This is a genomic window from Rhizobium sp. H4, assembly GCF_003013335.1.
Lineage (GTDB): Bacteria > Pseudomonadota > Alphaproteobacteria > Rhizobiales > Rhizobiaceae > Rhizobium > Rhizobium sophoriradicis.
Genome location: NZ_PSOW01000014.1, coordinates 13,958 through 40,290, shown reverse-complemented (window position 1 = coordinate 40,290; position 26,333 = coordinate 13,958). Strand labels below are relative to the sequence as shown.

Here is a 26,333-nt window from a genome sequence, read left to right as displayed (position 1 = left end):
GTCTGTTCCCCTGTTCTTGATTGATTACGAAGCGTTTTGTCGGTCGTGCCCATTAAAACTATTGTCCGTTTTCAGCGCGTCCAGAGGCGCGCAGCGCTTTAGACGCAATCCTCCCGCCAAGCTTGTGCCAGAATACGAAGCCAATTTTCGCGGGCAAGTTTCGTGAGATCGGCCTCACCATAACCAACCTCCCGGAGAGCGGCAATCAGCTTCTGATTGCCGGCGGCATCGCCGATCTCTTCAGGAATGGTAGCACCGTCGAAGTCCGATCCGAGCGCCACACAATCGATGCCGATGCGGTTCACGAGATGGTCGATGTGACGGATCATGTCGGCAATCGGCGTATCGCTGTCCGAGCGGCCGTCCGGACGCAGCATGGCGGTGGCATAGTTGATGCCGACCAGGCCGCGGCTTTCGCGGATCGCATCGAGCTGCCTGTCCGTCAGGTTGCGCGCGACCGGCGTCAGCGCATGGGCATTGGAGTGGCTGGCGACCAGCGGCTGGTCGGTCGTCTTCGCCACGTCCCAGAAGCCCTTCTCGGTGATATGGGCAAGGTCGACCAGAATGCCGAGGCGATTGCATTCCCGCACCAGCGCAAAACCGGCATCGGTGAGACCTGGCCCGGTGTCCGGCGACATCGGGAAGGCGAAGGGCACACCATGACCGAAGACGTTGTGCCGGCTCCAGACCGGCCCGAGCGAGCGCAGGCCAGCAGCATAGAATACCTCGAGTGCCGACAGGTCGGCGCCGATCGCCTCACAGCCCTCCATATGCATGACGGCGGCGAAAATCTCCTCCGCCATAGCGCCGCGGATGTCCTTGACCGTGCGGCAGAGACGCCAGGCGCCGGCCTGGTCTAGCCGCAGCGCGATCGCTGCCATTTCTGTGGCGATAGCAAGGGACGGAAGCGGATCAAGCGGGGCAGCCATCGGCGTGACATAGCGGCCGTCGGCATCTGGATCGGCGAAGACGAGATCGCCCGAGGGAATATAGATGGCGCAGAGACCACCGGACAGACCGCCCGCTTTCGCCCGGCGCGCATCGATATGGCCGACCGTCGTGCCGTCCGCAAATTCCGCGATAGGGTCGCTGCCGTCTTTTGAATGTGTCCAGAGTCGAAGGAGAACGTCGTTGTGACCGTCAAATACGAATTGCATCTGTCTTCCTGCGCTGCCCTACTGCCTAATTCCTTAAATCGGAATCGATTTAAGGATAAAATTATGCAGCATTCAAAGTGCTACAGCGTCCTTTGCGCGTCTTTTCAGACGCGCGGCGCTGTAGCGGGCGAATGAAGCAGCCAGAATAGAAAAGCTGGTGGAATTCGCCATCTCTTTTTTTGAAAATCGGTCATCGGCGCCAAAACGAAAAACGGGGGCCGAAGCCCCCGTAAAATCATGAATGATGTCGGCCGGGATCAGTGCTTGCGGCGCTTCTTCTGTCTGTAGACGTCGATGACGACGGCCGCGACGATGATGAAGCCTTTGACGATCTCCTGGTAATAGGCGTCGATCCTGAGGAAGGTGAAGCCCGATGTCATGACGCCGAGGATGATGGTGCCGATGACGGTTCCGGTGATGCGGCCGACGCCGCCGGTGAGCGAGGTGCCGCCGATGACGGTCGCGGCGATCGCATCGAGCTCATAGCCGACGCCCATGCTGGCCTGCGCGGTTTCCGCACGTGCTGCCGTGACGATGCCGGCAAGGCCGGCGAGCAATCCGGCAATCACATAGACCTTGACGAGATGCGCCTCGATATTGATGCCGGAAACGCGCGCCGCCTGCGGGTTGGCGCCTATGGCATAGGTGAACTTGCCGTAGCGGGTGTAGCGCAGCGCAATGTGAAAGATCAGCGCGACGACCAGGAAGACGACGACCGGCCAGGCCTTGGTTCCGATGAAGTGAAACTGCTCGGTGATGCCGGAAACCGGCTGTCCCTTCGTATACCACTTCGCCACGCCGCGGGCCGACACGAACATGCCGAGCGTTGCGATGAAGGGCGGGATCTTCGTGTAGGCGATGAGTGCGCCGTTCGCCAAACCCGCAGCCGCGCCGATCAGCAGGCCGACCATGATCGGCACGAAAGCCGGCAGGTCGGTCAGCGAGGGGAAGACGGCCCGTCCCCAGGTGGAGGACTGAGCGAAGCTTGTTGCGATCATCGCCGTCATGCCGACCACCGAGCCGGATGAAAGATCGATGCCACCGGTAATGATGACCTGGGTGACGCCGACAGCGATGATGCCGATGACGGAAACCTGCAGGATCATGATTGTCAGGCGCTGCGAATTCATCAGGAAGCTTTGGCCGATGAACATCCAGCCGAGCGCTTCATAGATGAGCGCGATGCCGACGAGCACGAGGAAAATGCTGAGCTCGGTCGGTAGGCGCCGCCGCCTTTGCCGGGTTGCGAGCGGAGCCGCGCCCTCTGCTGCCTTGGTACTCATGTCAAACCTCCCTTGGACGATTGCAGACGGCGCATCACTGCGCAGCCAGCTCCATCACCTTGATCTGCGTTGCTTCATCGCGATTGAGGAAACCGGTCACACGCCCCTCATGCATGACCATGATGCGGTCGCTCATCCCGAGAACCTCGGGCATCTCCGACGATATCATGATCACCGCCACGCCGTTTCGCGCCATCTCGGTGACCAGTCGGTGGATTTCTGCCTTGGCGCCGACATCGATGCCGCGTGTCGGCTCATCGAGGATCAGGATTCGCGGATTGGTGAGCAGCCAGCGCCCGATCAGCACCTTCTGTTGATTGCCACCGGAAAGATTTTCCACCCGCTCGTAGAGATTGGGCGTCTTCACCCGCAGCTTCTTTGCCATGTCTTCGCAGGTCGCCTCGATTGCGCCCTGCTGCACGAAGCCGCCCTTGACGTATCTGTCCTGGAGCACGGCGATCTGCATGTTCTCGAGAATATCGAGGATCAGCAGACAGCCGGTATCCTTGCGATCCTCGGTCAGGAACGCCATCTGGTTGCGGATGGCCTCGGTCGGTGATGAAATCGTCACCGGTTTTCCGTAGAGCTCGATGGAGCCGGAGCTTGCCGGCGTCACGCCGAAGAGCGTTTCGGCGACATTCGACCGTCCGGAGCCGACAAGGCCGGCCACTCCGAGGATCTCACCGGCCCTTACCTCGAAGGAGACGTCCTTGAAGACGCCCTTGAGGCAAAGATCCTTGACGGAGAGCATGACCTCGCCGATCGGCACCTCTTCCTTGGGGAACATCTGGGTGATCTCGCGCCCGACCATCATGCGGATGATGTCGTCGCGGGTGACCTCGGTCGACGCATGCGTGCCGATATAGCGACCGTCGCGGAACACCGAAAACTCGTCGGCGATCTCGAAAAGCTCGTTCATCTTGTGGGTGATGTAGACGATGCCGATTCCCTGCGCCCTGAGGTCGCGGATAATGCGGAAAAGATGCTCGACCTCGCGCTCCGTCAGCGCCGAAGTCGGCTCGTCCATGATCAGCACGTCGGAATTATAGGAAACCGCCTTGGCGATCTCGACCATCTGGCGGTTGGCGACCGAGAGGTAACGGACTTCGATATCGGGATCGATATCGATATTGAGCCGGGCAAACAGCTCCTCGGTCATGCGATGCATCACGCCGTGATCGACAAGACCGAAGCGGTTCTTCGGTTCCCGGCGAATCCAGATATTTTCGGCGACGGTCATGAACGGCATCAGGTTCAGTTCCTGATGGATCATCGCAATGCCGTTCTCCAGCGCGTCGAGCGGAGATTTCAGCTGAATTTCGATGCCTTTCAGCCGGATATCGCCTTTGTCGGGCGTATAGATGCCAGCGAGGATCTTCATCAATGTCGATTTGCCGGCGCCGTTTTCGCCCATCAGCGCATGCACAGAAGCGCGCTTTAGCCGGAACTGCACGTCGTCGAGGGCGACGACGCCGGGGAATTCCTTGCGGACGCCCTCGGCGCTCAACAGATATTCCGCATTCGGAACGGCGCCGCTTGCGCGCACGGCTGCCATGGTGGTCGGGCTGACGGCCATATCATCTCCTCCGGATACGGACAGGCTGAAAGGATGCGGGCATAGCCCGCATCCTGCTTGGCACTCGCCTCAGTTCTTGGCGACGAAGTCCTTGACGTTTTCAGGCGTGACGAGCTGGAAGGGGATGTAGACCTTCTTCTCGACCTTTTCGCCCTTGGCAAGCTTGAGGGCGGTATCGAGCGCGCCCTTGCCCTGGCCGGCGGCGTCCTGGAAGACGGTGACGTCGAGGTCACCTGCCTGCATGGCGGCCAGCGCGTCCTGCGTGGCGTCGACGCCGCCGATGACGACCTTGCTCATATCCTTGCCGGCTGCCTTCAGGGCCTGGATAGCGCCGATCGCCATTTCGTCATTGTTGGAGATGACAGCGTCGAATTCGATGCCGCTGGAGAGCCAGTTGGTCATCAGGTCGGCGCCCTGGGTGCGGTCCCAGTTGGCCGTCTGCTCTTCGACGATCTCGATGCCCTTGCACTCGTCGGTCTTGATGACGTCATGGATGTCCTGGGTGCGCATGCGCGCAGCCTGGTTGGAAAGCTCACCCATGATGACCACGGCCTTGCCCATGCCACCGAGAATGCGGCAGATTTCCTTGGTTTCCAGCGTGCCGGATTCCTGCTCGTTGGAGGCCACGAAAGCCTGCTTCTCAGGAAGCGTGTCGACATTGACCGGCTGGCGGTTGACATAGACCAGCGGGATGCCGGCATCAGCGGCGAGCTTCGACATCGCCGTCGTTGCGTCGGTGTCAACCGGGTTGACGATGATTGCATCGACCTTGGAGGCGATGAAATTCTGGATCTGGCTCTGCTGCTTGGAAACGTCGTTCTGCGCGTCTTCGACCTGCAGGGTGACCCCGCTCAGCGTCTTGGCGTAATCGGTCATGCCGTTGCGCAGCACGGTCAGAAAGTTGTCGTCGAACTTCGCCATCGACACGCCGACCGTTTCCGCGTGAGCGGCCGCCGACATGACGAGCGCCATCGCAGTGCCCAGGATAAACTTTTTCATTTTACTTCCTCCACAAAGCGGTGCCCGGCTGCACCCTCCTCACGCCGGAGCCCCGGGCATCTGCCCTGAAGCCGCAATTCGCTACGCCGCCTCTCCCGCGGCGTCCGCAAAACGGAACAAACAAACCGTAAAATTTGTTCTGCGGAATATTCATTCCATTTTCTGGGAACGGCGTCAAGCCTCTTTAGCGGCAACGAGATGTTGATCGGACGCGCAACGCCATGATCTTCATGACCCGGCGCCTGCATGAGCCGCATTGCAGAAGGCCAACGGAGCCTCCATCTATGGCGGGGTCGAAGACAGGTGCACCGCCGCAGGCGCATTCGATCTCTCGCTGTGACCTGATTATTTGAAGATTTTGGAGACAGACAAATGTCCATTTCGATCTATCGCCTCACCGTTCCGATGTTCCAGCGCGGCCTCGCCAGCCTGAAAACCTATCTCGACAAGGCCGAAGCCTTTGCGCGGGAAAAGAAGGTCGATCCCGCCATATTGGTTGCTGCGCGCCTTGCGCCCGACATGCTGCCGCTTTCCGGCCAATATCAGCGCGCCAGCGACAGTGCCAAATTCACCCTCGCTCGGCTGACCGGCACCGACGCCCCGAAGTTCGAAGACAATGAGAAGACGTTCGACGAGTTGCGCGAGCGCCTGGCAAAGACCGAAGCCTATCTCGGTACATTTTCGGCGCAGGCGCTGGAAGGCGTGGAAGGCCGCCAGATCACCCTGCCGGGCAATAGCGGTATCGTGCTTCCGGGTGATGAATATGTCACCACCTTCGCGCTGCCGAACTTCTATTTCCACGTCGCGACCGCCCACGCCATCCTGCGCAATCAGGGTGTGCCCGTCGGCAAGCGTGATTATCTCGGCTAAAAGGGGTCAGGGCCGGCGCGTCACCGGCCCTTTTTCCGTCAATTCGGTATAGGCAAGCGTCTGATCCAGATGCCGCGCTCTCAGCGACAGCAGCTTTTCGGCATATTCAAGCCGGGTGGCCGCATAGGCCGGATCAGCCGCGACATTTTTGAGCTCCATCGGATCGTCGCTGAGATTGAAGAGCAGCGGCGGCAAGCCGGCAAAATGCACATATTTGAACCGCGCATCGCGGATCACGGCGAGATTGCATTGGTTGGACCTGAGCCCGAAATGCCGTTCCGCCTCGCCGGCGGCGATGTCGCGGAAATCGAACTCCCAGAATGCCGCATCCCGCCATCCCGGCTCGCTCCCGCCGTTGACGAACGGCATGAGCGACCGGCCGTCGAGTCCGTTTTTCGCCTCGATACCGAGCTTTTCGCACAATGTCGGAAAAATATCCGCAGCGCTGGTGAATTGTTCGACGCTTCCCCCTGCGGCGCCGCTTGCGGGATCGCGAATGACCAGCGGGACATGATAGCTGCCGTCGAAGAAGCCACCCTTGCCGAGCGTCCAGTGATCACCCGCCATCTCGGCGTGATCGGACGTGAAGACGACAAGCGTATTTTCCCAAGCGCCTGCATCCTTCAGCGCCTGCCAGATGCGGCCGAGCTGGTCATCGACCTCCGCTATCATGCCGTAATAGATCGCCCGGATCGCCGCAAAGTCCTCGGCGTTCCAGCCGCTGAGCGGCCCGGTTGCACCATAGACGAAGCTGCCTTTGTCGGAGCGCGGCATGGCATAGGCGAGATAGGGGTGACTGCCCTCTTCCGCTTGGGCGTTTGCCGCACGTGCAAAAGCCGGTCTGTCATCCGGCCCGAACATCCGGTTGAACGGTTCCGGCACGGAGAATGGCGGGTGCGGACGCAGGAAAGAAACATGCGCGAACCACGGTCTGTCCTGTTCGCCCATCCAGCGGATGAACTCGCCGCTCAGGAAGGCCGTCTGGGTTTCGTCGCGGGAATAGGCCGGCGCCGCATCGGAGATTGCTCCCGGCTCTGCGCCGACGGGTATATGGATATCGCGGCTGATTGCATCGGTGTGGCCGCGGGATCTGAGCCAGGAGAGCCATTGTCTCTCATGCTCGGGCATAAGCTGGCGGGCGGTGAAGCCAGGCAGCACACCTTCATAGGTCGTCAGGTGCGGATCATTGGCATCCATGCCGCGCGGATCGGGCGCCGTATCGGTATAGCCAAACAGCGTCGGGTCGTACCCCGCCCGCCGGGCCGCCAGCGCCAGATTATCGAAACGGGCGTCGAGCGGCGTGCCGTTGCGGCAGACGCGGTGGTTCATCTGGTAGAGGCCGGTATAGAGCGTCGCCCGCGCCGGCGAGCAGGGGGCAGTCCCGGCATAATGCTGCCGGAACAGCGTGCCTTCGCGCGCCAGCGCATCGATATTTGGCGTTTTGACACACGCATGACCAGCGGCCGACAGACAATCGCCGCGCCACTGGTCCGCCGTGATCAGCAGGAAATTCGGCCTAGCGCCCTTTTCAATGCTGGTTGGTTTTGGCATGCCAGTTCCAGGCGGAGCGGATGATCGCGGACAGATCATATTGCGGCACCCAGCCGAGCACGTCGCGGGCCTTGTCGTTATTGGCGACCAGCGTATGCGAATCGCCCTCGCGACGGCCGATATATTCGACCGGGAACGGCCGATTCGACACGTCCTCGATAGCGCCGAGCAATTCCTTGACCGTCGTGCCGGTGCCGGTGCCGAGGTTGAGCGCGACGGACTCTCCGCCCTTCAACAGATATTCGACGGCGCGCACATGCGCATCGGCAAGATCGAGCACATGGATATAATCGCGCACGCAGGTGCCGTCGCGCGTCTCGTAATCGCTGCCGAACACCTTGAAGCCCTGGCGGCGGCCAAGCGCGGCATCGATCGCCAAGGGGATCGCATGCGTCTCCGGCTGGTGCCATTCGCCGATCCGACCTTCGAAATCGGCGCCGGCGGCGTTGAAATACCGCAGCACCACCGAGCGCAGGCTCTGATACTGGTCGTAGTCGGCAAGCGCCTGTTCGACGATATATTTCGTTCGCCCATAGGGGTTGATCGGCACCTGCCGGTGCGTCTCGTCGAGCGGCACGCTCTGCGGCAGGCCATAGGTGGCGCAGGTGGAGGAGAAGACGAAGGCGTTGATGCTGGCGGCCTGTGCTGCCGAAAGCAGCGTCAAAGTGCCGATCACATTGTTCTCATAGAAGGAAACCGGATCCTTGACCGACTCGCCGACCTCGATCAGCGCCGCGAAATGCAGGATCGCCGCCGGCTTGTGTTTGGCGAGCACCTCGTCCAGCCGGGCGCGATCGCGAATATCGCCTTCCTCGGCCGGCCCCCATTTGACGAACTCGCGGTGGCCGTTGGAAAAATTATCGAAGACGACAGGCTTGTAGCCCTTGTTCGCCAGGTCGAGGCACGTATGCGAGCCGATATAACCGGCGCCGCCGACCACAAGAACCGTTTCACCTGCCATGCACCACCCTTGTTGTTCTTAAAAGTCGGGAGAAACCTAGACGAGATACACGGCAATAAAAAGGAGGAACTGCGACAGCGTGAACGGCAATCGCTCAAATGCCGAACCGCCCGACGCCCGTACGATTTGTGCCTAATCGGCGATTCGTGAATTATTCGCGTGATTTGCATAACCGCCCGTCTTAAGGGCTCATGTGATGCAACGGTCCGCAGCAATCAGCCAGGGAGCGCGTGAATGAGGAAGGCATTGGTCGTCTGGGGCGGCTGGCAGGGCCATGAGCCGGAGCAATGCGCCCGTATCGTCGCCGATCTCTTGCGCGAGGACGGCTTTGCGGTCGAGGTGACCGGCGATCTCGGCATATTCGGATCTCCGACACTGGCGAAAGCCGATCTGCTGGTGCCGATCATCACCGGCGAAAAGCTCGAGAAGGATCATGCCCTTGGCCTGGTCGAAGCGGTGCGCGGCGGGCTCGGGCTTGCCGGCCATCATGGCGCGCTCGCCACCTCCTTCAAGGAAAGCGCGCCTTTCCGCTATGTCTCAGGCGTCACCTGGGTCGCCCATCCCGGCAACATCATCGATTTCCGCGTCGCCGTGACCCGCCAGGACGATCCTGTCATGGAGGGCATTCCCGACTTCGACTACCGCTCGGAGCAGTATTACCTGCACTTCGATCCCACAGTCGAAATCCTGGCAACCACTACCTTCACCGGCGCATACGATCCGGCCGCCCGCAATGTCGTGATGCCGGTCGTGTTCAAGCGCCATTTCGGTGCCGGCCGCATCTTCTATTCCGCTCTCGGCCATGTCGCGGCCGAATTCGACCACCCCTACATGCCGCTCATCCTGCGGCGCGGCCTCAAGTGGGCCGCTCGCCGGTAGGGTCGCAAGACGACTGCCGGCAAGGCCGACCATCGCCTGGATTGCCGCTGACCATTTTGACACACGCGGAATTGGCAATCGCCTAACGCGCCGCTTTCAGCTGCAGGTCGTCTTCGGCAGGAGGCGCCTCATCATAGACCCGCATCAGCCGCCCGGCTGCCTTCAGCTTCGCGATGAGATCGTTTCCGTCGGGCGAAGCCTTCGTCAGCTCCAGCTGCTCGAACTCCTTGAGCGCCTGCGCCCAATGACTTTCCTCGCGCCCCTCCGGCCGGCCTTCCGATTCCCACAGCGAATAAGCGCGCTGGCTGACCCAGGCGTCCTTAGTGTGACTCATAAACCAACCCCAGCCGAACAATTTTTGGAAGAAAATATCGATGGGCGACAAGGTGCCAAAGCGGGCTTTAGGAGTCGTTACGAGGCAGCGTTATTTTTTGGCTAACGGCCATGATTTCGGCGAGACTAACCGCCGATAAAGTCATACGAATTCGCGATACCACGCTTGCGCCTCCTCCTCGGACTTGGAGTGATTTGAATACCGAGTTAGGGTCGGCGCGAAACGACAGCGGTGATCCATGGCAGCAAAGACCACTCTCAACGCGAAGAACCTGGAAGCTCTCGGTGCACAACGTCTCGCCGAACTGCTGATCGAAATCAGCACCGGCAGCGCCGCCCATAAACGGCGGCTTCGCATGGAACTGGCCGGCAATCAGGGCAGCAGCGAGGTCGCGCGTGAGATCCGCAAGCGCCTTAGCAGCATCGCTCGAGCGCAGAGCGTCATCGAATGGCACAAAGTAAAAGCCATCAATGCGGACCTCGAAACGCAGCGATCCGCGATCGTCACCGTCGTGGCCGCCGACGATCCGAAGGAAGCCTTCGATCTCATCTGGCAATTCCTTGCCGTTGCCGATTCGATTTTCCACCGATCCAACAGCAACGACATCGCCTTCCTCGAGACGTTCCATCAGGCATGTGCCGATGCCGGCGTCATCGCCAGCTCCGCGGGCATCGGTACCGATGTCCTTGCCGACAAGGTCTTTACGGTGTTGCAGGATAACGACTACGGCCAATATGACCCGCTGATCGCCGAGATGGTTCCGGCGCTGGGCAAGGACGGCCTCGAACATTTGAAGGGCCTCCTGGTGCAATGGTTGAACGAAGCGGAGGAAGAGCCTGCTGACGCCGACAGGAAAATTCTCGACTGGGGCGGCAGCGGACTGAACGAGATCTATGCCAAGCATCGGCAACAAGCGGCGCGCATCGCTCTGCAGGACATTGCCGATGCCCAGGATGATGCCGATGCCTTCATCGCCCAGCAGCCGGAAGAGACCTTAAGGGCGCCGATGGTCGCGATCGCGATTTCCGACCGCTTGCTCCTGGCTGGACGCGCCGAGGAAGCATTGAGGATTTTGGACGGCGTCGATCACCGGTTCGAAATGCCTTTTGAATGGCAGGAAGCCCGCGCCGAAACGCTCGAAGCGCTCGGACGAGTGGAGGAAGCGCAGGCCTATCGATGGCAATGCTTCGAGCAGTCGCTGAACGGGGAGCACCTTCGGACTTTCCTGCGAAAGCTCGCCGACTTCGACGACCTCGAGGCCGAGGAGAAAGCATTCACCTTCGCACACGGCTTTCCCGATGTTCATCGAGCCCTTGCCTTCTTCCTCACCTGGCCCGCCCCTGCCGAGGCAGCCAAACTTGTCTCCAGGCGCCAGGCGGAACTGGACGGCGAGCTTTATGAACTGATGACGCCGGCCGCTGAAATGCTGCAGGAGAAACACCCACTCGCAGCAACCATCGTGCTGCGCTCGATGATCGGCTTCGCCCTCGATTGCGGCCGATCCAGCCGTTACAGGCATGCCGCGCGTCATCTGGCGGAATGCGCTTCGCTTGCGCCTCATATCGACGATTTCGGCAAGGCCCAACCCCACGACGCTTATGTCAACGAACTGATCCGTCAGCATGGAAAGAAGCATGGCTTCTGGAGCTTGATGGGTTAGGCCGCATAGCCGATTTCACCAACGGAAAGGACATCGCTATGAGGTGACTGACGCCACCTATGCCGAGAGCAGGCAGCGACAAGCGTTTGCATAAGACCCGTTCGCAACGAGGTTGTCATCGATGTCACAAGGACAGTCTGCTGCCGCGTCTTCTATATGATGCTGGGAAAACTGGAGCGGGCGAAGGGATTCGAACCCTCGACCCCAACCTTGGCAAGGTTGTGCTCTACCCCTGAGCTACACCCGCTCAATCCGCATCGGTCCGGGGTAGTCGTTGGACCGTGGGCGCCGCCTCGTGGCGACGGGCGCTATATGGCCTAACGGATTTTCAAATGCAACAGGGAAATGACGAAGAGACGAAGAAAAATTCGTGCGGTCGCATGAGCCCGGAGGAAAGGCCGCAAATGTGGGGGTAGGGCGTCGGTGGCGAAGATTGCCAAATGATCTGGACGGACTTAATCAGGACGCCTTACTTTTTCCTCGCCACCAACGGATTGCCCGATGCCCGAAAACACGCCCAAGACGAAAGACGATCTGTTTGCCTTCCTCGACGGGCTCGGCATCGCCCATAAGACGGTCGATCACGCGCCTGTTTTCACCGTGGCAGAATCGGTTGCGCTGCGCGACGAGATCCCCGGCGGCCACACCAAGAATCTCTTCATCAAGGACAAGAAGGACAGGTATTTTCTGCTGACCGTGGAGGAGAATGCCGAGGTCGACCTTAAGCAGGTTCACACCCTTATCGGCGGATCCGGCCGGGTTTCCTTCGGTAGGGCGGAGAAGCTGATGGAATATCTCGGTGTCATTCCCGGCGCGGTCACCGCCTTCGGCGCAATCAACGATACGGCAGGAAATGTCACCTTCGTGCTCGATGCCGATCTGATGGCTGAGGAGACCGTTAACTGCCATCCGCTCTCCAACGACGCGACGACATCGATTGCAAGCGGCGACCTCGTCCGTTTCATGGAAGCGACGGGACATAAGCCGCTTGTCTTGAAAGTGACGTCCTGACATACGATTTTAGCGCTACAATGATGCCGGCAGGATCGGCGGCGGGAGATACCTATGAGCGGCAGCGACAACCCCTATAACGGTTCCTTCGGAAATCAGATGACGGCGACGACAAGCTTCGGCGCTCAGCCTGCACCCGCGGCTGCGGCCGGCAGCTACATCACCGACACGACGACCGCCAATTTCGGCAAGGACGTCATCGAGGAATCACGTAAACAGCCGGTGCTGGTCGATTTCTGGGCGCCCTGGTGTGGCCCGTGCAAGCAGCTGACACCGGTCCTGGAGAAGGTGGTCAACGAAGCCAAGGGCCGCGTTCGGCTGGTCAAAATGAACATCGACGACCATCCCTCGATTGCCGGCCAGCTCGGTATTCAATCGATTCCGGCCGTCATCGCCTTCGTCAACGGCCGTCCCGCCGACGGCTTCATGGGGGCGGTGCCGGAAAGCCAGGTCCAGCAATTCATCGACCGCATCGCCGGCCCGGCCGGCGCCGACGAGGCCGCCGAGATCGAAGCCGTGCTTGTGGAAGCGGCAGAACTGCTGGCCGCCGGCAAGATCAATGAGGCCGCTCAGCTTTACGCCGCGGTGATGCAGGCCGATCCCGAAAATGCCAAGGCGCTTGCCGGCATGGCCGAATGCATGATCGCTGCCAACCAGCATGAGCGGGCGCGCGAAACTCTGACTGATCTGCCGGAGGAGCTCTCGAAAGATGCCGGCATCCAGGCTGTCTTGAAGAAGCTCGACCAGATCGAGGAGGCGCGCAAGCTCGGCGACCCCGTTGCCCTCGAACGTGACCTGGCTGCCGATCCCGACAATCACGAAGCGCGGCTGAAGCTCGCCAAGATCCTCAACGTCGAAGGCCGGCGCGACGAGGCGGCCGAACATCTGCTTCAGATCATGCGCAAAGACCGCAGCTTCGACGATGACGGCGCGCGCCGCCAGCTTCTGCAGTTCTTCGAGGTTTGGGGTTTCAAGGATCCGGCGACGGTTGCCGCCCGCCGCAAGCTTTCGGCGATGCTGTTCTCCTAAGATTAGAATATCGGCCCTTGCGTTTTTAAGCGGGGGCACCACATTCTCGTCAGAACGGGCATGCCCGTTTACAAGAATGCGGGACGGTTTCATGCAAGTCGGTAATGCCAGATACCTGAAGCCGGGCGATCTGCCCGATGCCATCGCCGTCTTCCCGCTGCCCGGGGCCCTCCTCCTGCCGGCCGGACAGCTTCCTCTCAACATCTTCGAGCCGCGTTATCTGACGATGCTGGATGCAGCGCTTGCCGGAAACCGGCTGATCGGCATGGTGCAACCGGCGCTCGGCGACCATGAGGACAAGGGGCACGAGCCCAGTCTTGCCACCGTCGGCTGCCTCGGGCGAATCACCTCCTTCGCCGAGACCGGCGACGGGCGCTATATCGTGTCGCTGACCGGCGTCTGCCGCTTCCGGCTGCTCGAAGAGAAGGTAACCGGCAATCCGTTCCGCACCTTTCGGATCGCGCCTTTCATCGCCGACCTCTCGGCGGAGAACGAGGAGGAGGCGGTCGATCGCACCGCCCTGCTCACCGCCTTCAAAGCCTATCTCGATGCCAACAAGCTGGAGGCCGACTGGGAGAGCGTCGAGCGGGCGAGCAATCTGACGCTGGTCAATTCGCTCGCTATGATGTCGCCCTTCGGACCGGCCGAAAAACAGGCTCTGCTGGAGGCGCCCGATCTCAAGACGCGGGCCGAGACGCTGATCGCCATTACCGAAATCGTGCTGGCGCGGGTCTTCGGTGACTCCGACACGGTTCTGCAGTAAACTTCGGCCATGGACGAAAAACTGAGCCGCGTCGATCCGAAACTGCTGGAGCTCCTGGTCTGCCCGCTCTCCAAGGGCCGGCTGTCCTATGATCGCGAACACAATGAGCTGGTTTCGGAAAAGGCGCATCTTGCCTATCCGATCCGCGACGGTATCCCGATCATGCTGGTGTCCGAGGCGAGGCGCCTCGACGAGTAGCGCTTTTCATCCTTGTCTTTAGATCGTCTGGCCGGTCAGCAGGCGCGGGTTGTCCTTCGCGGTCGTTCCGGCCGCCTGGCCGATGAAGAAGGATTTGAGGCGCGGCAGCCGGTCGACAATGCCGAGGCCGACATCGCGGGCGACGCGGATCGGCATTGCATCATTGGAGAAGAGCCGGTTCAGCACGTCGGTCGTCACGCCCATGCGGAAGGTATCGAAGCGCCGCCAGGTCTGGTAGCGCTCGAGAATGTTGATCGAACCGATATCGAGGCCGAGACGATCGGCTTCCACGATGGTTTCGGCCAGCGCCGCCACATCCTTGAAGCCGAGGTTTAAGCCTTGTCCTGATATCGGATGGATGCCGTGGGCGGCGTCGCCGGCGAGCGCGAAACGCGGAGCGACGAAGGCGCGGGCCAGCGTCAGGCCGAGCGGAAAGGCGCGCTTGTCGCCAATGACCTTCAGCGCCCCGAGTTTGTGCCCGAAGCGGCGTTCCAGTTCCTCCTCGAAGACCAGCTCGTCGGCGGCCACCAGCCGATCGGCATCATGCGTGCGCTCGGTCCAGACCAGCGAAGAACGGTTGTTCCTGAGCGGCAGGATGGCGAAGGGGCCGGCCGGCAGGAAATGCTCCTCGGCGCAACCCTCATGCGGCCGCTCATGTTCGACGGTCGCGACAATGCCGGACTGGCCGTAGTCCCAGGTGACGGTCCTGATGCCGGCGAGATCACGCAGCTTCGAGCGCACGCCGTCGCAGGCCACCACCAGCCGGGATTCCAGCGTGCTGCCGTCCGAAAGCATGACGGTGGCATGACTGTCCCCAGTTTTGAGCTCCGTCGCACCAAGTCCGTGGCGGATGTCGATGCCGAGTCGTTCGCAGACGCCGCGCAGTGCCGCGACCATGGCGACGTTGGGGATCATGTGGGCGAAGGGCCGGCCTTCGGCCACTTCACCGTCGAAGGTCAGAAACACCGGTCGCACCGGATCCGAGGTCCTGGAATCGGTGACGATCATCTTGGTGATCGGCTGGGCCTCCGGCTCGATCTCGTCCCAGACGCCGAAGACCTGAAGCATCTTCGCCGCCGCGGCGATGATGGCAGAAGCCCGCGTATCGTTTCTCCAGACATGTTCGGGGGCGGCCTCGACCACCGAGACTTTCAGATGCGGCGCTGCCTGCTTGACCGCGACGGCCGCGGAAAGGCCGACATAGCCCCCGCCCACAACCAGCATATCAAGCATCGCGCCGCTCCCGTACCTTGTGCCTCAGATGTGATCTATATAGATCATCGCAACCTCACTTCCTACCGCCGGGAGGCATACAAAATGACGCGCGAGACATCAGGGCCTTCGGCGATGGAGAGGCTGCTTGCGACGCTCGATCTGGAGCCGATCGAGGTCGACATCTTCCGTGGCCGCAGCCCTCAGGCGGGATGGCAGCGGGTCTTCGGCGGGCAGGTGATCGGCCAGGCGCTGATGGCGGCGCAGCGCACCATCGAGGCTGAGCGTTTCGTCCATTCGCTGCACGCCTATTTCATGCGGCCCGGAGATCCCTCGGTGCCGATCATCTATCAGGTGGAGCGCATCCGCGACGGATCGAGCTTCAATACCAGGCGTGTCGTCGCGATCCAGCACGGCAGGGCGATCTTCGCGTTGTCGGCCTCTTTCCAGCTGGAAGAGCTCGGCTTCGACCACCAGATCGTCATGCCCGAGGTGCAGATGCCGGAGGCGCTGCTCGGCGAGCAGCAGATCAAGGAACAATATCTCGCGCATGCGCCGGAGGCGATCCGAAAATACTGGCAGCGCGAGCGGCCGATCGAAATCCGTCCGGTCTCGCTGACGCACTATTTTTCCGACAAGAAGCTCGACCCCAAACAGGACGTCTGGGTGCGCGCCACCGGCCCGGTTCCCGACGATCGGCGCTACCAGGCGGCGGTGCTTGCCTATCTCTCCGACATGACGCTGCTCGACACGTCGCTTTATGCGCATGGTACGTCGATCTTCGATCAGAGCCTGCAGGTGGCGAGCCTCGATCACTCCATGTGGTTCCATCGGCCCTGCAAGCTCGACGACTGGCTGCTCTATACGCAGGATAGCCCATCGGCTTCCGGCGCCAGAGGGCTGACACGCGGGAGCCTGTTTACCCGGTCGGGACTGCTCGTCGCCTCGGTCGCCCAGGAAGGTTTGATTCGTAAAAAGGCAAATGAATAAATAATAGGCATATTTCGAATTTTGGGCATTATTTGTGCGCTTATTGCTCAATCATCTGCCTGTTTATTGGCGCCATTTAATTTAATCTATGTATTTCAATACCTTATATCGAGCCACGAATCTGGCACGTCCTTTGAATGTATAACGCCGGTCGCTGTTCAGGAACGTCAGCGGCAAGGAGAGTCGGCTCCGTGCCGAGGATAACGAAGGATGGGAAACCAGATGAAAATTGTGATGGCTATTATCAAGCCGTTCAAGCTCGATGAGGTCCGCGAAGCCCTTACGGCGATCGGCATTCAGGGCCTGACCGTGACCGAAGTGAAGGGTTACGGCCGCCAGAAGGGGCATACCGAAATCTATCGCGGCACCGAATATGCGGTCAGCTTCCTGCCGAAGCTCAAGATCGAAATCGCCGTTGCATCGGAACTCGTCGACCGGGCGGTCGAAGCCATCGCGGCGTCGGCCAAGACCGGCCAGATCGGCGACGGCAAGATTTTCGTCTATTCGATCGATCATGCCGTGCGCATCCGTACGGGCGAAACCGATTCAGAAGCGCTGTAAGCGGCAGATCAAGGAGCTTTTTTCAATGTCGACTTCGAAGTTTTCTTCCCCCTTTGCGCTGATCTGCGCAGCAACAGCTGCGCTTCTGGCGCCGGTTGTCGCTTTCGCGCAGGAGGCTGCGCCCGCCGCCACCACGGCCGCTGCCGCCGCCCCGGCCTTCACCATGGACAAGGGTGACAATGCCTGGATGCTCATCTCCTCGGCGCTCGTCCTGCTGATGACCATCCCCGGCCTGGCGCTGTTCTACGGCGGTCTCGTCCGCGCCAAGAACATGCTCTCCGTGCTGATGCAGGTCTTCATGATCACCGCCGTCGTGGCGCTGCTCTGGGTGACCTACGGCTATTCCCTCGCCTTCACCGACGGCGGCTCGCTGAACAGCTTCGTCGGCGGCTTCTCAAAGGCGTTCCTTGCCGGCGTCAACACCTCGTCGCTCGTCGAAACCTTCTCGAAGGGTGTCGCCATTCCCGAATACACCTTCATCGTCTTCCAGATGACCTTCGCCTGCATCACGCCCGGCCTGATCGTCGGCGCCTTCGCCGAGCGCATCAAGTTCTCGGCCGTCATGCTCTTCGTCGTGCTCTGGGTTACCTTCATCTACTTCCCGATGGCGCACATGGTCTGGTTCTGGGGCGGTCCGAGCTCCTACACCTCGCCGTCCGGTCTGATCTTCTCCTACGGCGCAATCGATTTCGCCGGCGGCACGGTCGTTCACATCAATGCGGGTATTGCCGGCCTCGTCGGCGCCATCATGCTCGGCAAGCGCACCGGTTATAAGAAGGAAATCATGGCTCCGCACTCGATGACGCTGACCATGGTCGGCGCCTCGCTGCTCTGGGTCGGCTGGTTCGGCTTCAACGCCGGCTCCAACCTCGAAGCCAATGGCTATGCCTCGCTCGCCATGATCAACACCTTCGTTGCGACGGCAGCCGCCGCCGTGTCCTGGTGCATCATCGAAAGCCTCACCCGCGGCAAGGCTTCGATGCTCGGCGGTGCTTCGGGTGCCGTCGCCGGTCTCGTCGCCATCACCCCTGCGGCCGGCTTTGCCGGCCCAATGGGCTCGATCGTTCTCGGCCTGATCGTTTCGCCGGTCTGCTACTTCTTCGTCGACGTCGTGAAGAACAAGTTCAACTACGACGACAGCCTCGATGTCTTCGGCGTGCATTGCGTCGGCGGCATCATCGGCGCTCTCGGCACCGGTATCCTCGTCAACCCGGCGCTGGGCGGTGCAGGCATCGTCGATTATTCGACAGCCGATTTCGCCGCCTCCTATGCCGGCACGGCAACCCAGGTCTGGGCTCAGGCCAAGGGCGTGCTGACGACGCTACTGTGGTCGGGCATCGGTTCGGCGATCCTTTACAAGATCGTCGACGTCGTCGTCGGCCTGCGCGTCAGCGTCGAGGCCGAGCGCGAAGGTCTCGACCTTTCGACCCACGGCGAAGCCGCCTACCACTCGTCTTGATCAAAGGGTTTGCGGCGCCCGGCAGAAGGGCGCCGCTTCACGGCCCGTCGCGGCCTATCTAACCATAGACCGCATTCGGCCCGGACCTTTCAAGGTTCGGGCCTTTTTTATTTCCCTGTTCGGAATGCACGTCCAGCCATGCATGGTTAATATCGCTTTAACCCCGTTCTGGTTAGGTAGAGCGGACGCATTTTGGCATGGCGAAGCTTCGGTGATTCGCATGCCCTCAGGCAGTGGACGGGTTAGACACATGGCAAGAAGCACGTCGCCGGCGATGGATGGCCGTCCGGATCGGTTCTCCTTCTCGGCATTCATGCTGCGGCAGATCCAGGCGCTCATCGGCTTTGCGATCTTTCTGCTGCTGGCGTTCTGCGTCGCGGCGCTGGCGACATGGAACGTCGCGGATCCGAGCTATTCCTATGCCACCGCCAACCTGCCGACGAATATCCTCGGCTACAGCGGCGCTGCCTTTGCCGATATCGTCATGCAGTTCCTCGGGCTTGCCAGCGTCGTTTCGATGCTGCCGATCGTCGCCTGGGCGCTGACGATGATCTCGGGCCGCAGCTTCAGCCGCATTCCCGCCCGCATCGGCGCCTGGTTTGCCGGTTCGGTGCTTTCCTCCGCCGTCATCGGCTGTTTTCCGCCGCCGCTCACTTGGCCGATCCCGAACGGCATCGGCGGCGTCGTCGGCGATATGATCCTGCGTTTTCCCGCGCTCTTCGTCGGCGCCTATCCCACCGGCACCTTCGCCATGGTCGTCGGCTGCATCTTTGCCGTACCGACTGCCTGGATGATGCTGTTTGCATCGGGCCTCGTCGGCCGCAGCGAAGCTGATGACGAAATCGAGGACGATTACGTCGAGACGACAAGCAAGGCGCGGGTCGTCGGAGACGAAGATGAGGAAGAGGAGTCGCGCTGGGTCGCTTTCAGCGGCGCGATGACACATGCCTGGTATATGAGCCAGGGGCGGCTGCGTCGGCTCCTCGGCATGGGACCGCGCAAGCGGCGCCAGGGCGATTTCGAATCACCCTATGATTTCAACGATGATGAATTCGGCACGCTGAACGAACCGGTGCGCGCCAAGGCGCCGGCCGTGCGCGGCGAGCGCATGGAACCGTCGATGGAGCCATCGATGGGGGCGAGGGCGGCTTCGCCGCGGCGCGTCGTCGCCGCGCCGTCGCTTTCCATCGACGACGAGGATGAGGACGACGATCCGCCCTTCGATACCGACATGCCGCCGCGCCCGGCCGATATCCTGCCCGACGACGATGACGACGACTGGATGATCCGCGCGCCGGCGAAAGCCGTCGGCAAGCCGGAACCTCGCGTCGTGCCCGCGATCTCGCGTCCAAAACCCGGCGCTCGCATCGAGCGCGAGGCGCAGGGTTCGTTCATTCGTCCTGAGGGTTTTCAGCTGCCCTCGATGCACCTGCTCGCCGAACCGAGGAACGTGGTCCGCGATTCGACGTTGTCGGCCGACGCGCTGGAGCAGAATGCCCGCATGCTTGAGGGCGTGCTCGAAGATTTCGGCGTCAAGGGTGAGATCATTCACGTCCGTCCCGGCCCCGTCGTCACGCTTTACGAACTGGAGCCGGCGCCCGGCATCAAGTCGTCGCGGGTCATCGGCCTTGCCGACGACATCGCCCGGTCGATGAGCGCCATTGCCGCCCGCGTCGCCGTCGTTCCTGGCCGCAATGCGATCGGCATCGAACTGCCGAACCAGACGCGCGAGACCGTATTCCTGCGCGAGTTGATCGCCTCCCGCGATTTCGACGGCAGCAAGGCCAAGCTCGCCATGGCGCTCGGTAAGACGATCGGCGGCGAAGCCGTCATTGCCGATCTCGCCAAGATGCCGCATCTGCTCGTCGCCGGCACCACCGGCTCGGGCAAGTCAGTCGCCATCAACACGATGATCCTGTCGCTGCTCTACCGCATGACGCCGGAACAGTGCCGGCTGATCATGATCGATCCGAAGATGCTCGAACTCTCCGTCTATGACGGCATTCCGCACCTGCTTTCGCCTGTCGTCACCGATCCGAAGAAGGCCGTCGTCGCGCTGAAATGGACCGTCCGCGAGATGGAAGAGCGCTACAAGAAGATGTCGAAGATCGGCGTGCGCAATATCGACGGCTTCAATACCCGTGTCGAACAGGCCTTGTCGAAGGGCGAGGTGATCTCGCGCACGGTGCAGACCGGCTTCGACCGCCATACCGGCGAGGCGATGTACGAGACCGAAGAGTTCGACCTGAGGCCGATGCCCTATATCGTCGTCATCATCGACGAGATGGCCGACCTGATGATGGTCGCCGGCAAGGACATCGAAGGCGCCGTCCAGCGCCTGGCGCAGATGGCGCGTGCGGCCGGCATACATGTGATCATGGCGACGCAGCGCCCTTCCGTCGACGTCATCACCGGCACGATCAAGGCGAACTTCCCGACCCGCATCTCCTTCCAGGTCACCTCGAAGATCGACAGCCGCACCATCCTCGGCGAACAGGGTGCCGAGCAGCTGCTCGGCATGGGCGACATGCTCTACATGGCCGGCGGCGGGCGCATCCAGCGCGTGCATGGCCCATTCGTCTCGGATGTCGAGGTCGAAGAGATCGTCTCCTACCTGAAGACGCAGGGCTCGCCGCAATATCTCGATGCGATTACCGCCGATGAGGACGAGGATGGCGATTATGGAGGTGGCGGCGGACCGGCCGGCACGTCGAACCTTTCGGATTCGGAAGATCCCTATGATCAGGCCGTCGCCGTCGTGCTCCGTGACGGCAAGGCCTCGACCTCCTATGTGCAGCGCCGTCTCGGCATCGGCTATAACCGCGCCGCCTCGCTGATCGAGCGCATGGAGAAGGAGGGCATCATCGGGCCGGCCAACCATGCCGGCAAACGCGAAATCCTCGTTCCCACAGAAGACGACATCCTCGACCGCTGAGATAACAGCCATATATTTCAGATACGGCCTGCTTTTGCGGAAACCCGATCGCAGTAAAGCCGTTTCCTCTCGCGGGCCGATCGCAACGCCTTGAAGACGCCGCCTTTCGGCAGCATGCAGATCGCATAAAGGAGATTTAGATGCGTAACTCCGATCCCTTCCTCTCCGGCCTGACGATGACGCGGCGCGATCTTCTCGGCGCTTTCGCCGTGGCTGCGATGGCAAGCGCCATTCCCTTCGGTGCTCGCGCGCAGGCGGCGGCGCCCGCCTCCGGCACGGCGCAGGCGATTGCCGACCATTTCTCCGGCGTCACGACGATGCAGGGCGAATTCGTGCAGTTCGGCCCGCGCGGCGAGCAGACCGGCGGCAAATTTTTCATCCAGCGCCCCGGCAAGCTGCGTTTCAACTATGACGACCCGTCGCCGATGCGGGTGATCGCCGACGGCAAGAATGTCGCCATCGGCAATACCAAGCTCAAGACCTGGGATCTCTATCCGCTCTCCAAGACGCCGCTCAGCCTGCTGCTGGCGCAGCGTATCGACCTGTCGGCCGGCATGGTGAAGGGCGTCAAGGAAGAGTCAGACCTGACGACGATCGCGCTCGGCAACAATACGGTGTTCGGAAACTCGACCATCACCATGATGTTCGACCCGAAAACCTATGACCTGCGTCAGTGGACGATCACCGACAATCAGGGCAAGGACACCTCGGTGATGATCTTCAACGTCAAAACCGGCGTGCAGTTCGACGATCGCGTCTTCCGGGTTCCCTATGAGAGCATTCCCGGCACGCCGCAATCGCGCGACTAGAACAGGATGATTTTAGGCTTGTGGCCCAAAATCTGAATCCTGTTGTAAATTAAAGAGTTAGAGCATGATGTCGCCCGAAAACTGCTTACACTTTTCGGCATCATGCTCTGAGCCTTTTCGGTTGATCTCCTGACGTTTTTGCACGCGGCCCGGTTCCCTCCGGTCCGCCTTTGTTCTAAAGCCCTTTCATGATAGCACGCCGTTTCCCGGCGTGCGGGAAAGGGCTTGCTGCATGGGCTTTTCAATTACCACCTGGAATATCAATTCGGTACGGTTGCGCATGCCGATCGTCGAGCAGCTCGTTCTCAAGCACAGGCCGGATATCCTATGCCTGCAGGAAACCAAGGTGCCGAACGAGCTCTTTCCCGCCGCGCCCTTGCGGGCCATGGGCTATGATCACATCATCATCCACGGTCAGAAGGGTTATCACGGCGTGGCGATCGCCTCGCGCATTCCGCTGACCGAAGATCACCGGCAGGATTATTGCGGCGTCGGCGACGCCCGCCACATATCGGCGATCTTCGAACGCGGCAATCGCCGCATCCGGCTGCATAATTTTTACGTCCCGGCCGGCGGCGACGAGCCGGACCGGACGATCAATCCGAAATTCGGCCACAAACTCGATTTCATCGAGGAAATGAAGCTGCTGAAGGCCAATGGCGAGGCCAATACCTCGGCCATCCTGGTGGGAGACCTCAACATCGCGCCGCTGGAACACGACGTCTGGTCGCATAAGCAGCTGCTCAAGATCGTCAGCCATACGCCCGTCGAAACCGACGGGCTGCTCGAGGTGATGAAGCGCGGTGCCTGGCTCGATCTCATGCGCCAGCACGTGCCGGCCAGCGAGAAGCTCTACACCTGGTGGAGCTACCGCGCCCAGGACTGGGAAGCGGCCGATCGCGGCCGCCGGCTCGACCACATCTGGTCCTCATCGGATCTCGGGCCGCATCTCAAGCGTATCGAAATCCTGAAGGAAGCGCGCGGCTGGGACCGGCCCTCGGACCATGTGCCGGTGACCGCGCATTTCGATCTGTGACAAGTCAGCTGAACCGGTGAAACTGGCTTGCGGCCTTGGCCGCAAGTTCAGCAAGATTGTCGCGGATGCGATTTTCAATCAGACGGGCCGCGTCCGGATATTCCTCGAGCAGCCGATGGAAGAGGGCGCGGGTGATGCGGATGATGCTCGTGTCCTCACGCGCGATCGCGGTGAACTTGCGCTCTACCAACGTCACCAGCGCCAGCTCGGAAATCAGCGTGCCGGGTCCGGCAACGGCATCGGCCCGCTGCATGCCGTCGCTGCTCATCGTGCTGAGTGCCAGGCTGCCGCTCAAGACGACATAGGCGCTCTCGGCCGGCGCGCCCTGGCGAAACAGCATCTGGCCGGCGGCGATCATGCGCCGGTCGGCGCCGAAAGCGATCAGTCGCAGCTGGTCCTCGCTCATGTCCTTGAACAGCGGAAGCTGCGAGAGCAGGTGAATGTCGTCCGTCAGCGCCATGCGGGCTTTTCGCCTTGGAGCAATTCCAACAAAACGGCGGAGCGGTTTGCGTGCGGAATTGCGTGGAAACAAAGAGATAGAGGATTTCCCGTGATTCGGAGGAAACCAAAATACTCTAGAGCATGATGCCGAAAAGTGTGAGCGGTTTTCGGGCAACATCATGCTCTGACTCTTAATCGAGAACAGGATTCAGATTTAGGCCGGCCCGGCCTAAAATCATCCTGTTCTAGGGTATGATCTTGTAGCCGCCGTTTTCCGTCACCAGGATTTCCGCGTTTGAGGGGTCGCGCTCGATCTTCTGGCGCAGCCGGTAGACATGGGTTTCCAGCGTATGGGTGGTGACGCCGGAATTATAGCCCCAGACCTCTTCGAGAAGCACGTCGCGGGTGACGACCTTCTGTTCAGCGCGGTAGAGATAGCGGATGATTGCCGCTTCCTTTTCCGTCAGACGGATTTTCTGGCCGTTGTCGGTGGTCAGCAGCTTCTGGCTCGGCTTAAAGAGATAAGGGCCGACGGTAAAGGTTGCGTCCTCGCTCTGCTCGTGTTGGCGCAGCTGCACGCGGATGCGCGCGAGCAGCACGGCGAAACGAAAGGGTTTGGTGACATAATCGTTGGCGCCGGCTTCGAGGCCGAGGATCGTATCGGAATCCGTATCATGGCCGGTGAGCATGATGATCGGCGCCTTGAAGCCGCCTTTGCGCAGGAGCTTCACCGCTTCGCGGCCATCCATGTCAGGGAGGCCGACATCCATGATCAACAGATCGACCGGCGTCGAACGGGCGGTTGCAACACCCTTGCCGGCGTTGGCTTCCTGCAGAACCGTGAATTCCTCATAAAGCGACAATTGCTCCGTCAGCGTCTGTCGAAGGTCTTCGTCGTCATCCACCAGAAGAATGGTGCGTGCGGTCATGCCGTTGCGTCCTCATGTTAGGTCTCCTAGTCCTACGCCAAATTGCAGCTTTGGCAAGGATCGGCCGGCGGGGCTGTTGCCGGGCATGTTTGCATATGATTTCAATCAAAGCCTCAGGCAATGCAAGACATGCGAGAAAAATGGAAAAAGCAAGGCGAAAGCCGAGAGTTAGTCCGTCGACGGTCGTGGTGCGCCCGGCACCGGGGAAAAAGAGCCGCGCGATCGTCCGCCTCGGCGCGATCATCGTGCCCGCCGCGATCGGCCGCTCCGGCCGCACCGTCCTGAAACGCGAGGGCGACGGCGCCACGCCGATCACATCGATGAAGCTGCTGTCAGGCTTCCGCCGCGGCGAGCGGAACGGCCGGCTTGTAACTTCGCTTCCGCTTCGCCGGATCCGCGCCGATATGCTCTGGTGCGATCAGTCCGGCAATGCCAACTACAACCGCCTGGTCAGGGCGCCGTTCGGCGCCGGTCACGAGGAGATGCGGCGCAGCGACGGGCTCTACGATATCTGCCTGGTGATGGACTGGAACATCTCCTGCCGGGCGCGCAACCGCGGGTCGGCGATTTTCTTCCATCTCATCCGGCCGGGTTACGAGCCGACGGCCGGCTGCGTGGCGGTGAGCCTCGGCGCCATGCGCCGCCTTCTGCCGCATCTCCGCAAGGGAACGATTGTCCGGGTGGTCTGATTGTCTTCCGGATGCGGCTGCCTATATCCTTCCGGTGACCGAACGCTCAGGCTGAGATGCGTTCTGGGACGCCCGCAGCCATGCGCTGTAGGCGGGCGCAAATCAAGCCTCGTCCAATTCTTCAAACTCCCGGAGATATATTGTGACCGCTCAACCCATCATCACTTTCCATGACGGACATTCCATTCCGCAGGTCGGGCTCGGCGTCTGGCAGACGCCGCAAGAGATTGCCGCCCCGACGGTGCGCACTGCCATTGCCGCCGGCTATCGCCATATCGATACGGCGTCCGGTTACGATAATGAGGAGGGTGTCGGCGAAGGCATCCGCTCTTCCGGCCTCGACCGCAAGGACATCTTCGTCACCACCAAGCTCAGGAATACCGATCAGGGCTACGACAATACGCTGCGTGCGTTCGATGGCAGCCTGAAGAAGCTCGGCTCCGACTATGTTGACCTCTACCTCGTTCACTGGCCGTCGCCGCATCGCGGCCTCTACACCGAAACCTGGAAGGCGTTCGTGCGCATAAGGGAAGAGGGGCGCGCCCGCTCGATCGGTGTGTCGAATTTTTATCCCGAGCATCTGGAGCGGATCATCGGCGAAACCGGCGTCGTTCCTGTCATCAATCAGATCGAACTGCATCCCGATTTCCAGCAGAAGGCGGCACAGGAGGCACATAAAAAGCTGAACATCGCTACTGAATCCTGGAGCCCGCTTGGCCAAGGGCAGTTCATCTCGAACCCTGTCATCGGCGAGATCGCCAGGAAACATCGGAAGACGCCGGCTCAGGTCATTATCCGCTGGCACATCGACAGCGGCCTCGTCGTCATCCCGAAGTCGGTGACGCCGTCGCGCATCGAGGAGAATTTCCAGGTGTTCGACTTCAAGCTCGATGCCGATGACATGGCGGCGATCGCCAGGCTCGACAGCGCAAGCGCCCGCATGGGACCGGACCCGATGACGGCGGCTTTTTGATTGCCGGTGCGATCAATACCGCCGATCT

Annotated in this window: 25 protein-coding genes and 1 tRNA gene; 15 read left to right on the top strand and 11 right to left on the bottom strand. The window is 61.1% G+C overall.

The window, feature by feature from the left end; all coding sequences use genetic code 11:
- Positions 1-98 precede the first annotated feature (98 nt).
- The 4 genes from C4N04_RS21395 to C4N04_RS21380 all read right to left on the bottom strand — a co-directional run bounded on the left by C4N04_RS21395 (position 99) and on the right by C4N04_RS21380 (position 5,015).
- Entirely contained in the window at positions 99-1,157 is a 1,059-nt protein-coding gene (locus C4N04_RS21395) for a dipeptidase (RefSeq protein ID WP_038691905.1), read from the bottom strand.
- Positions 1,158-1,414: 257 nt separating this feature from the next.
- Positions 1,415-2,440, bottom strand: a complete 1,026-nt coding sequence (locus tag C4N04_RS21390) for an ABC transporter permease (protein ID WP_038691903.1) — start codon at positions 2,438-2,440, stop codon at positions 1,415-1,417.
- 34 nt (positions 2,441-2,474) lie between these two features.
- On the bottom strand, positions 2,475-4,016 hold the full coding sequence (locus C4N04_RS21385; RefSeq protein WP_106796977.1) for a sugar ABC transporter ATP-binding protein: 1,542 nt from the start codon (positions 4,014-4,016) through the stop codon (positions 2,475-2,477).
- Positions 4,017-4,085: 69 nt separating this feature from the next.
- Positions 4,086-5,015 carry a sugar ABC transporter substrate-binding protein gene (locus C4N04_RS21380; protein ID WP_106796976.1) on the bottom strand — a complete coding sequence of 310 codons (930 nt, stop codon included), beginning with the start codon at positions 5,013-5,015 and terminating at the stop codon, positions 4,086-4,088.
- Between the two features lie 372 nt (positions 5,016-5,387).
- On the opposite strand from C4N04_RS21380, the gene C4N04_RS21375 reads away from it, so the two are divergent.
- On the top strand, positions 5,388-5,885 hold the full coding sequence (locus C4N04_RS21375; RefSeq protein WP_106796975.1) for a DUF1993 domain-containing protein: 498 nt from the start codon (positions 5,388-5,390) through the stop codon (positions 5,883-5,885).
- Between the two features lie 6 nt (positions 5,886-5,891).
- Here the strand turns inward: C4N04_RS21375 and C4N04_RS21370 are convergent, their stop codons facing one another.
- Positions 5,892-7,436 carry an alkaline phosphatase family protein gene (locus tag C4N04_RS21370; protein ID WP_106796974.1) on the bottom strand — a complete coding sequence of 515 codons (1,545 nt, stop codon included), beginning with the start codon at positions 7,434-7,436 and terminating at the stop codon, positions 5,892-5,894.
- Entirely contained in the window at positions 7,414-8,397 is a 984-nt protein-coding gene (gene galE, locus C4N04_RS21365; protein ID WP_096762073.1) for a UDP-glucose 4-epimerase GalE, read from the bottom strand. Before galE ends, C4N04_RS21370 begins: the two co-directional genes overlap by 23 nt.
- Positions 8,398-8,631: 234 nt before the next feature.
- Here galE and C4N04_RS21360 point away from each other — a divergent pair, with 234 nt between their 5' ends.
- Positions 8,632-9,276 carry a ThuA domain-containing protein gene (locus C4N04_RS21360; protein ID WP_096762072.1) on the top strand — a complete coding sequence of 215 codons (645 nt, stop codon included), beginning with the start codon at positions 8,632-8,634 and terminating at the stop codon, positions 9,274-9,276.
- Positions 9,277-9,358: 82 nt separating this feature from the next.
- On the opposite strand, the gene C4N04_RS21355 is transcribed toward C4N04_RS21360, so the two are convergent.
- Positions 9,359-9,610 carry a DUF2934 domain-containing protein gene (locus C4N04_RS21355; protein ID WP_096762071.1) on the bottom strand — a complete coding sequence of 84 codons (252 nt, stop codon included), beginning with the start codon at positions 9,608-9,610 and terminating at the stop codon, positions 9,359-9,361.
- A 238-nt stretch (positions 9,611-9,848) separates the two neighbouring features.
- Between C4N04_RS21355 and C4N04_RS21350 the strand changes: the two genes are divergently transcribed.
- Complete coding sequence (locus C4N04_RS21350) at positions 9,849-11,270, top strand: DUF6880 family protein (protein ID WP_077992251.1); 1,422 nt, start codon at positions 9,849-9,851, stop codon at positions 11,268-11,270.
- A gap of 172 nt (positions 11,271-11,442) precedes the next feature.
- Here the strand turns inward: C4N04_RS21350 and C4N04_RS21345 are convergent.
- Positions 11,443-11,517 (bottom strand) — tRNA-Gly (locus tag C4N04_RS21345).
- Between the two features lie 254 nt (positions 11,518-11,771).
- On the opposite strand from C4N04_RS21345, the gene C4N04_RS21340 reads away from it, so the two are divergent.
- From C4N04_RS21340 to C4N04_RS21325, 4 genes are all read left to right on the top strand, one after another.
- Complete coding sequence (locus tag C4N04_RS21340; RefSeq protein WP_106796973.1) at positions 11,772-12,281, top strand: prolyl-tRNA synthetase associated domain-containing protein; 510 nt, start codon at positions 11,772-11,774, stop codon at positions 12,279-12,281.
- A 54-nt stretch (positions 12,282-12,335) separates the two neighbouring features.
- Positions 12,336-13,310: a thioredoxin gene (gene trxA, locus C4N04_RS21335; protein WP_077992244.1), complete on the top strand. Its 975-nt coding sequence runs from the start codon at positions 12,336-12,338 to the stop codon at positions 13,308-13,310.
- 76 nt (positions 13,311-13,386) lie between these two features.
- Positions 13,387-14,073, top strand: coding sequence for an LON peptidase substrate-binding domain-containing protein (locus tag C4N04_RS21330; RefSeq protein WP_009993760.1), 687 nt, complete (start codon positions 13,387-13,389; stop codon positions 14,071-14,073).
- Positions 14,074-14,082: 9 nt separating this feature from the next.
- Positions 14,083-14,271 (top strand): Trm112 family protein, encoded by a 189-nt coding sequence (locus C4N04_RS21325; protein WP_009993761.1) that lies wholly within the window; start codon positions 14,083-14,085, stop codon positions 14,269-14,271.
- Between the two features lie 18 nt (positions 14,272-14,289).
- On the opposite strand, the gene C4N04_RS21320 is transcribed toward C4N04_RS21325, so the two are convergent.
- The gene (locus C4N04_RS21320) at positions 14,290-15,504 is read right to left on the bottom strand and encodes a ubiquinone biosynthesis hydroxylase (protein WP_106796972.1); all 1,215 of its coding nucleotides are present in this window, start codon (positions 15,502-15,504) and stop codon (positions 14,290-14,292) included.
- 84 nt (positions 15,505-15,588) lie between these two features.
- Here C4N04_RS21320 and tesB point away from each other — a divergent pair, with 84 nt between their 5' ends.
- From tesB to C4N04_RS21290, 6 genes are all read left to right on the top strand, one after another.
- Positions 15,589-16,473 (top strand): acyl-CoA thioesterase II, encoded by an 885-nt coding sequence (gene tesB, locus C4N04_RS21315; RefSeq protein WP_096762067.1) that lies wholly within the window; start codon positions 15,589-15,591, stop codon positions 16,471-16,473.
- Positions 16,474-16,683: 210 nt separating this feature from the next.
- The gene (locus C4N04_RS21310) at positions 16,684-17,034 is read left to right on the top strand and encodes a P-II family nitrogen regulator (RefSeq protein WP_003543684.1); all 351 of its coding nucleotides are present in this window, start codon (positions 16,684-16,686) and stop codon (positions 17,032-17,034) included.
- Positions 17,035-17,059: 25 nt separating this feature from the next.
- Positions 17,060-18,493 carry an ammonium transporter gene (locus C4N04_RS21305; protein ID WP_077992238.1) on the top strand — a complete coding sequence of 478 codons (1,434 nt, stop codon included), beginning with the start codon at positions 17,060-17,062 and terminating at the stop codon, positions 18,491-18,493.
- Positions 18,494-18,743: 250 nt separating this feature from the next.
- Positions 18,744-21,428, top strand: coding sequence for a DNA translocase FtsK (locus C4N04_RS21300; protein WP_106796971.1), 2,685 nt, complete (start codon positions 18,744-18,746; stop codon positions 21,426-21,428).
- Between the two features lie 140 nt (positions 21,429-21,568).
- The gene (locus C4N04_RS21295) at positions 21,569-22,237 is read left to right on the top strand and encodes an outer membrane lipoprotein carrier protein LolA (RefSeq protein ID WP_106796970.1); all 669 of its coding nucleotides are present in this window, start codon (positions 21,569-21,571) and stop codon (positions 22,235-22,237) included.
- Positions 22,238-22,469: 232 nt separating this feature from the next.
- Positions 22,470-23,273, top strand: a complete 804-nt coding sequence (locus tag C4N04_RS21290; protein ID WP_106796969.1) for an exodeoxyribonuclease III — start codon at positions 22,470-22,472, stop codon at positions 23,271-23,273.
- Between the two features lie 4 nt (positions 23,274-23,277).
- Here the strand turns inward: C4N04_RS21290 and C4N04_RS21285 are convergent, their stop codons facing one another.
- Positions 23,278-23,733 carry a cyclic nucleotide-binding domain-containing protein gene (locus tag C4N04_RS21285; RefSeq protein WP_039622722.1) on the bottom strand — a complete coding sequence of 152 codons (456 nt, stop codon included), beginning with the start codon at positions 23,731-23,733 and terminating at the stop codon, positions 23,278-23,280.
- A 226-nt stretch (positions 23,734-23,959) separates the two neighbouring features.
- Positions 23,960-24,643, bottom strand: a complete 684-nt coding sequence (locus tag C4N04_RS21280) for a response regulator transcription factor (RefSeq protein WP_011427159.1) — start codon at positions 24,641-24,643, stop codon at positions 23,960-23,962.
- 140 nt (positions 24,644-24,783) lie between these two features.
- Here C4N04_RS21280 and C4N04_RS21275 point away from each other — a divergent pair, with 140 nt between their 5' ends.
- Positions 24,784-25,332: a L,D-transpeptidase family protein gene (locus C4N04_RS21275; RefSeq protein ID WP_096762065.1), complete on the top strand. Its 549-nt coding sequence runs from the start codon at positions 24,784-24,786 to the stop codon at positions 25,330-25,332.
- Positions 25,333-25,474: 142 nt separating this feature from the next.
- Entirely contained in the window at positions 25,475-26,305 is an 831-nt protein-coding gene (locus C4N04_RS21270) for an aldo/keto reductase (RefSeq protein ID WP_096762064.1), read from the top strand.
- Positions 26,306-26,333 lie beyond the last annotated feature (28 nt).

Excerpts from the sequence above, each read along its gene's own strand:
- C4N04_RS21395 (WP_038691905.1), bottom strand. The coding sequence starts at position 1,157 with ATGCAATTCGTATTTGACGGTCACAACGACGTTCTCCTTCGACTCTGG.
- C4N04_RS21295 (WP_106796970.1), top strand. The coding sequence starts at position 21,569 with ATGCGTAACTCCGATCCCTTCCTCTCCGGCCTGACGATGACGCGGCGC.
- trxA (WP_077992244.1), top strand. The coding sequence starts at position 12,336 with ATGAGCGGCAGCGACAACCCCTATAACGGTTCCTTCGGAAATCAGATG.
- C4N04_RS21350 (WP_077992251.1), top strand. The coding sequence starts at position 9,849 with ATGGCAGCAAAGACCACTCTCAACGCGAAGAACCTGGAAGCTCTCGGT.
- C4N04_RS21325 (WP_009993761.1), top strand. The coding sequence starts at position 14,083 with ATGGACGAAAAACTGAGCCGCGTCGATCCGAAACTGCTGGAGCTCCTG.
- C4N04_RS21310 (WP_003543684.1), top strand. The coding sequence starts at position 16,684 with ATGGGAAACCAGATGAAAATTGTGATGGCTATTATCAAGCCGTTCAAG.
- tesB (WP_096762067.1), top strand. The coding sequence starts at position 15,589 with ATGACGCGCGAGACATCAGGGCCTTCGGCGATGGAGAGGCTGCTTGCG.
- C4N04_RS21320 (WP_106796972.1), bottom strand. The coding sequence starts at position 15,504 with ATGCTTGATATGCTGGTTGTGGGCGGGGGCTATGTCGGCCTTTCCGCG.
- C4N04_RS21330 (WP_009993760.1), top strand. The coding sequence starts at position 13,387 with ATGCGGGACGGTTTCATGCAAGTCGGTAATGCCAGATACCTGAAGCCG.
- C4N04_RS21280 (WP_011427159.1), bottom strand. The coding sequence starts at position 24,643 with ATGACCGCACGCACCATTCTTCTGGTGGATGACGACGAAGACCTTCGA.
- C4N04_RS21355 (WP_096762071.1), bottom strand. The coding sequence starts at position 9,610 with ATGAGTCACACTAAGGACGCCTGGGTCAGCCAGCGCGCTTATTCGCTG.
- C4N04_RS21300 (WP_106796971.1), top strand. The coding sequence starts at position 18,744 with ATGGCAAGAAGCACGTCGCCGGCGATGGATGGCCGTCCGGATCGGTTC.
- C4N04_RS21360 (WP_096762072.1), top strand. The coding sequence starts at position 8,632 with ATGAGGAAGGCATTGGTCGTCTGGGGCGGCTGGCAGGGCCATGAGCCG.
- C4N04_RS21375 (WP_106796975.1), top strand. The coding sequence starts at position 5,388 with ATGTCCATTTCGATCTATCGCCTCACCGTTCCGATGTTCCAGCGCGGC.
- galE (WP_096762073.1), bottom strand. The coding sequence starts at position 8,397 with ATGGCAGGTGAAACGGTTCTTGTGGTCGGCGGCGCCGGTTATATCGGC.
- C4N04_RS21385 (WP_106796977.1), bottom strand. The coding sequence starts at position 4,016 with ATGGCCGTCAGCCCGACCACCATGGCAGCCGTGCGCGCAAGCGGCGCC.
- C4N04_RS21305 (WP_077992238.1), top strand. The coding sequence starts at position 17,060 with ATGTCGACTTCGAAGTTTTCTTCCCCCTTTGCGCTGATCTGCGCAGCA.
- C4N04_RS21340 (WP_106796973.1), top strand. The coding sequence starts at position 11,772 with ATGCCCGAAAACACGCCCAAGACGAAAGACGATCTGTTTGCCTTCCTC.
- C4N04_RS21290 (WP_106796969.1), top strand. The coding sequence starts at position 22,470 with ATGGGCTTTTCAATTACCACCTGGAATATCAATTCGGTACGGTTGCGC.
- C4N04_RS21390 (WP_038691903.1), bottom strand. The coding sequence starts at position 2,440 with ATGAGTACCAAGGCAGCAGAGGGCGCGGCTCCGCTCGCAACCCGGCAA.
- C4N04_RS21285 (WP_039622722.1), bottom strand. The coding sequence starts at position 23,733 with ATGGCGCTGACGGACGACATTCACCTGCTCTCGCAGCTTCCGCTGTTC.
- C4N04_RS21380 (WP_106796976.1), bottom strand. The coding sequence starts at position 5,015 with ATGAAAAAGTTTATCCTGGGCACTGCGATGGCGCTCGTCATGTCGGCG.
- C4N04_RS21275 (WP_096762065.1), top strand. The coding sequence starts at position 24,784 with ATGGAAAAAGCAAGGCGAAAGCCGAGAGTTAGTCCGTCGACGGTCGTG.
- C4N04_RS21370 (WP_106796974.1), bottom strand. The coding sequence starts at position 7,436 with ATGCCAAAACCAACCAGCATTGAAAAGGGCGCTAGGCCGAATTTCCTG.